Source organism: Natrinema soli (genome assembly GCF_028618695.1).
The window spans coordinates 1-5587 of sequence record NZ_JAQIVI010000313.1 but is presented as its reverse complement, the minus strand read 5'-3'; the positions used below and the strand labels follow the sequence as shown (position 1 = coordinate 5587).

The window sequence follows — 5587 nt, the reverse complement described above, 5'->3', positions numbered from 1 at the left end:
GGCGGTGGTGGCGGCGGCCCGCCGGACTTCGCCCAGGGCGGCGGTCCCAACGTCGAGGATCTGGACGCGGCGCTCGAGGACGCGCCGGACGTGTTGCGGCAGATTCAGGACGTCTGATCGCTGCTCGGCTCTCCTATTCTTCTCGTCGGTCACCGTTTCGATGTATTCGGCTGTGTCCCGGCGGAACGCATCGACGAGCGTCGTCATCTCGACGAGGATCGACTGCTCGACTTCGCCTCGCAGGTCAGGGTCCAAGACGTTCGCTCGCGTATAGCACAATGTCACCCGGACCGAACCGTCCGATTTCCGGAATCGGTATTGGACCGTCACTCGGATCGACTCGAAACCACCCGCTCCACCTCCGGTCCTCAGTTGAGCGGTTCTGAGCGGTATTATTCCCGATCCGTTCCGTACTCGACGGGCTCTGGCGCCTCGATTCCGTGCTCGCGGGCGACTCGCTGGGCGTTCTCGTAGGCGTGCAAGAACGTCTGGATTCGCTCGTCGTCGAAATCGGGGACGACCGCCTCGAGGTTCGCCTCGACGTGTGCTCCGAGTCGCAGGATTTCCTCGACAATAGCCGTTTTCGAAACGGCGACACCACGATCAGGAACGTCGGGGTTTAATTTCGTGCCGTCCGCAGCCGTTGCTGATACGATGACGGTTTCATCTGTCGACGGCGTGAAGATGAGTCTCCCGTTCATGTAATGGAAGACAGCGGTGAACTCCTCGCCGCGAAGGATCGGTGCTGTACCGTCCAGGAGTTTCCGAGCCAGAGGCGGGAAGTAATCCGAGGCATAGCCGTCGCCACGGCCCGTGAGACACACGCCTCTCCCGATGACTCGAAAATCCAGTCGGACCATGTACGCTCGAATTCGTTTCCCTTCGGCGAAGGGGCACTCAAGTTCGAATTGGAATGTAGAACTTCCTGACATCTCGTAGTATTCTTGGGGTCGTTCGTCGATCCGGACTATTTAGTCGTTAATTCCCCGGTACACTTATGACGTTCTCACCAGCTGTCGGATACGCCGTTGTAACACCTTCCCCGCTGAATTGGATGATGTACATCTCGTCTACGCCAACGTCGAACCCGTGGTCTGCTGGACGGAAGACAATTCGTGCTTGATCGTTCGTTGCACGACTCCCGTGCTTGATCCCCTCGAAGATCATATCCTGAACGTCACCGAAACTCATCTCATTCGGGATCGTGTACGTGCTCCCGCCGCGGTGAACTGTCGTACCGACTGGGAAGAAGTCGGTCGGTTGTGACGACGGAATATCGCCGGTAACGTGACGGCCCACGATGTGTTGCATGCCGTACTCGTCGGTCCCCGCGTTCGCCCAGAGGACGTCTCCGTTCCGATCCTTCGCGATGATCCTGACCTCGGTGAGGTCATCCGCCTCAACGATCCTGACGAAGTCGTTCGCATCGAGACGCGAGTCGACGTGGCGAATCTGTTCCTTGTTGTTCACTAGGTGGGTGAACCGGTTTCTGGTGAGTTCGTCCGCGTTGAGTACGGTTCTGACCGCCGCTGCATCGTCCAGCTCCGAGATGACCCGCGCGCCCTCTTCGCCGTGTTTGTTCAGGTACCGACCGACCTCTTCGTGGACGTCCGCTAGTTCGTCGAATCGGGACGCCGGAATCTCGTCTACAGCGCCACTGGCTTTCTTCGCCGCACCCGACGAGCGGGTCCCGCGGAGGAAGTTATCGGTCACTCGTCCGCCGTCAGTCATCGCCTTTCTCGTCAGTCCCGTCTTCGATCCCGATCGTAGGCCGCTCGAGAGATCGTCGACGCCGCGACGCGCCTGTCGGAGCGCGTCGATGAGTTCGTCGGGGTTTCTGGCCGCTTTGGTCACGGAGCCGCCGTATGCCATCGAAGCGGCGAAGTGCAGGCTGTAGCCGGCGTACCAGCCGTCAGCGAACGCGTCGTGTTTGGCCGTCTGCGTGTGGGGGTTAAAGGGATTCTCCTGACGTTGCTGCTCCCTGACGCTCTCGGGGAGGCCTTCGACGATTTCTCTGACCGCCGTCTCCCCGAGCGCGTCTCGAACCTCCTGTAACGACTCGTATGTGTCGTGGGGTCGGGTGAACACCAAGACGAGGAGATCCGCCGTTTCCGATGCCCCGTGTGTGAACCCGGAGAGCGTTCCCGTCGTCCCGGCCGACAGCGAGTCGGTGGCGTACTCCTCGGCGAGGTCGGTATAGAACGCATTCTTCTGGAACGCGCGAACCTTGTCTTCGTTTCCGTGGACGTCGGCAACTTCGATGTAGACCTCGGCACCGCGTAGCGAATCGGCGATGAACCCTTCGTACGCCGACGTAAAGCGCGTGTATTCGTCTACTTCCTCGATACCGCTATAGTAGTTAGTGTCCCAGCTCCGGCCGTCTTTCGTCAACTCGCTCCGGGAGAGACCCGCCTCGTCTTCGATCGTGTACTCGAACTCGTACTCGTAGGTGTAAACGGGGTACGAGACCGTCCACCAAAGCACATCTTTCGTTCGCCATTCCGTGATGGTTTCCTCGTCGGCGTCAAGTGCCGTGATCCGCGGCGGTGTGGTGGTAAAGACCGTTGGATCCTCTTGGAACGATTCGCTGGCGTATGCGTCCGAGAGACCGTCACCCGTCGTATCGACTGCAGCGGGATCCGTTCCGAGTGTAACCTGCTCGGCATCGGTGAGACCGTTTCCAGTAGTGTCGCTAACTAACGGATCGCCTGATGCAGTCTTCGGTGTAAAGTACGGATCGAGGTCTGGATTGTCCTTCTCATGAAGTGCTTCTTCGAGAGCCTTCGCGTCCTTCCAATTGTCGACGACCTCGATCTCCCAGCCCTCGAGTTGTTCGCGATCCGTCAATCCGTCGCCAGTCGTATCGATCAGTGCCGGATGATGCTCGGCGTAGGTGACCTGTGCGGTGAGCTTCGTCTCGTTGTTCTCCTCGTAGACTCGATAATCGATGTCGACGGTCTCGTTGTCGCGGATGCCGTCGCCGCTGGTATCTAGAGCAATCGGATCGAGGTTCAGCGGTTCGCCGACGACGCCGGGTTCGCCGGTCGGCATCGAGAGATCCATCTCAGCGACGAGATCGGGAATCCCGTCGCCGTTGGTATCCTGCAGGTCGACGCCGGTCTGATTTTCGGCGACGCGCTTGAACGTCTCGGGGAGGTCTTCCTCCCGTTCGACGTGGTGGAAGTCGCCGCCGGTGATGGCCGCGATCTCGCGGAGTTCGTTCTCGTCGATGCTGTTCCCGAGGCCGATCGTACTGATCTCGACGCCGGCGTCGGCGGCGTCTTCGGCAACCGATAGCGGATAGGAATCGCTGTTTGACTTTCCGTCAGACAATAGGATCATCACGTCCGAGCGGTTCTCCCAGCCTGCGCTCTCGAGGTGATCGAGGCCGACGCGGAGGCCGGCTTCGGTGTGGGTACCGCCGCCGGCGTCCAGTCGCTCGAGGCTGCGGTTGAGCGCGTCGCGGTCGGTCGTCAGCGATTGATCGAGGCTCGCACTCGAGTCGTAGCCGACCAGCCCGGCGCGTTCGTCGGTGGTGAGCGCGCCGACGAAGCGCTTGGCGGCGTCTTCGGCGTAGTCGATCGGCGCACCGCTCATACTGCCGCTCTCGTCGAGTACGAAGACGAAATCGGCTTTTTCGATCTCGGTGCCGTTTCCGACGCCGTCGTCGAGGTGTTCGTCGTCGAGGGTGATCGTATCGCTCGTCCGATCCTCCCAGTCGTCGATCCAGAACACCGAGAAAAAGGAGAAGTGGTCGACGTCGGCGGTCGCGACGCCGGCGTCGCGGTCGATCTCGGTCTCGACCGGCGTCCACGGCTCGTCGCTGTGGGGATCCCACGTGACGATCGAGAGATTCCCTTCGCGCTCGAGCGCCTCGCCGTCGAGAGGAATCTCGACGGTCGCCTCGTCGATCGGCGTCGCGTTCTCGATGCGTACCATCGGTCCGGCACGGTACGCGCTATCGGTCGCGGGCGTCTCGTCGGAAACCGAGATGTCGGTCTCGTGGAGGCCGTCCCCGCCGACGGCGACTGAAACGCCAGAGGATTCGTCGATGGCTTCAACGGTCTGGTATTCGTCGGGGGCGGGCCGTTCCCACACGATATCGTCCTCCGTAATACGAATCTCGTGGGTCGCTTCGACCGTTCGGTCGGCGTCGTGGTCCGCCGTCGCCGCCACGGTAACGGTCACATTTTCGGGGTTGGACCCCAGATCGACGAGCGTCGATCCGATCGCAGTCGTTCCCGCTTTTTCGCTGGTAGTGAACGAAACGGGATCGACGTCGGCGTTTCCATCGACCGTCACCGTGGCGTTGTCGTAGTTATAGGGACGAACGTCAGTCAGGATTGCCTGAAGCGACACTTGGACCGTCCCGTTTCGTTCGAATGGGCGCCCCTGCGTCAGCGACAGCGAGGGTTCGGTGTTTGCTTCGACCGTGTCGAACACTCGCTCCGTATGCTTCCAGGCGTTTTCGAGGTGCGACAGCGCTTTCGCGCGGTCGTCCGGACCGATCGATCGGTCAGCGGACTTGCCTCGTTTCTTTCCCTTCCCAGAGATATCCCGCGAAACGGTCCTATCGGCCCGTTCGAGGGCATTGATGGCGTTTCCGAGTGCACTCTCAACCTTCTGTCGCTGTCCGTGATTGCGGAACTCGCCTTCGTTTTCGGCGACGACAGTAGTCGCATCGGAGACGGCGAGGCGAGCGCTCGCGTTGCCCGCCGTGTACAGTTCTTCGCTAATCGCATCGACGACCGCTTCGTCGTCCTCATCAACTTCGCTCCGGAGTGTCGCGAGCGCCTGCTGTGCGTCAGCCAAGTGTTTGAAGGCTGCCTGCGAATCAGCGTATCGGACCCGACGGTACTCGTGCAGCGAAGCATTGATCGCCGCGACGGTATCGTTCGCCGCCGCCGTCGCGGCGTCGTCGTCCTCGATATCGAGCTCCTCGAGGCGCTCAGTCGCAGCGAGGATCGTCTCGAGCGTCGTGTTCTCCTCGAGATTCGGAACCGTGACGTTTGCATCGCCGCGGTCGTGTCCCGGCGGTCCGTCTTGACCCGGTGGTCCACCGCCCTTCTGACCGAGCGATCCATCGTTAGGCCCGGGAGCGTTACCGGGCTGGACTGCGAACGGAGACCGTTGCTCGTCCGCCGCACTCGCACTCGGTCCGCTCGCGAGTGCGGGCATAGCGACCAGCGAGGTCGCCAGTAGTACGGCGAAGAATACTGCACCCAATCGTTCTTTTTCGAACCCCATACCAGGAATATAATATTTCCTGTATTTATAATTTCTCTTAATGTAGGACATCAAGTTATAATGGATGTTGGGTGTTCAATGATGAAAATAATGAATAATTTATAATTTCTACGAATAGTACCGGCTGCCATCGCTGAGGACCGCACGGAATCGAAACCGTCGCCTTTCTCGGCTGCCACACGTTCCGTATGCCCATCGCATCGAACGGGAGCGTCTCGCTGTACTACGACCGCGCCGGCGAGGGCGAACCCGTCGTCTTCGTCTCCGAGGCCGGCCTCGGCGGCTGGCTCTGGGGCTGGCAACACGCCGCCGTCGCCGGCCCCCACGAGGCCGTCGTTTG

General features: G+C 60.7%; 3 protein-coding genes and 1 pseudogene. 2 read left to right on the top strand and 2 right to left on the bottom strand.

Annotated elements, in window-relative coordinates:
• On the top strand, positions 1–117 hold a 117-nt coding region (locus PGX04_RS35065), incomplete at its 5' end, for a DHHA1 domain-containing protein (RefSeq protein ID WP_465263825.1).
• Between the two features lie 275 nt (positions 118–392).
• Here PGX04_RS35065 and PGX04_RS18810 read toward each other — a convergent pair.
• The gene (locus tag PGX04_RS18810; RefSeq protein WP_273739904.1) at positions 393–860 is read right to left on the bottom strand and encodes a hypothetical protein; all 468 of its coding nucleotides are present in this window, start codon (positions 858–860) and stop codon (positions 393–395) included.
• A gap of 118 nt (positions 861–978) precedes the next feature.
• Complete coding sequence (locus tag PGX04_RS18805) at positions 979–5247, bottom strand: vWA domain-containing protein (RefSeq protein WP_273739903.1); 4269 nt, start codon at positions 5245–5247, stop codon at positions 979–981.
• Between the two features lie 188 nt (positions 5248–5435).
• On the opposite strand from PGX04_RS18805, the pseudogene PGX04_RS18800 reads away from it, so the two are divergent.
• Positions 5436–5587: pseudogene (locus tag PGX04_RS18800) on the top strand (alpha/beta fold hydrolase); the annotation flags it as partial.

Coding starts and splice junctions, on each gene's coding strand:
- PGX04_RS18810 (WP_273739904.1), bottom strand. CDS start 860: ATGGTCCGACTGGATTTTCGAGTCATCGGGAGAGGCGTGTGTCTCACG.
- PGX04_RS18805 (WP_273739903.1), bottom strand. CDS start 5,247: ATGGGGTTCGAAAAAGAACGATTGGGTGCAGTATTCTTCGCCGTACTA.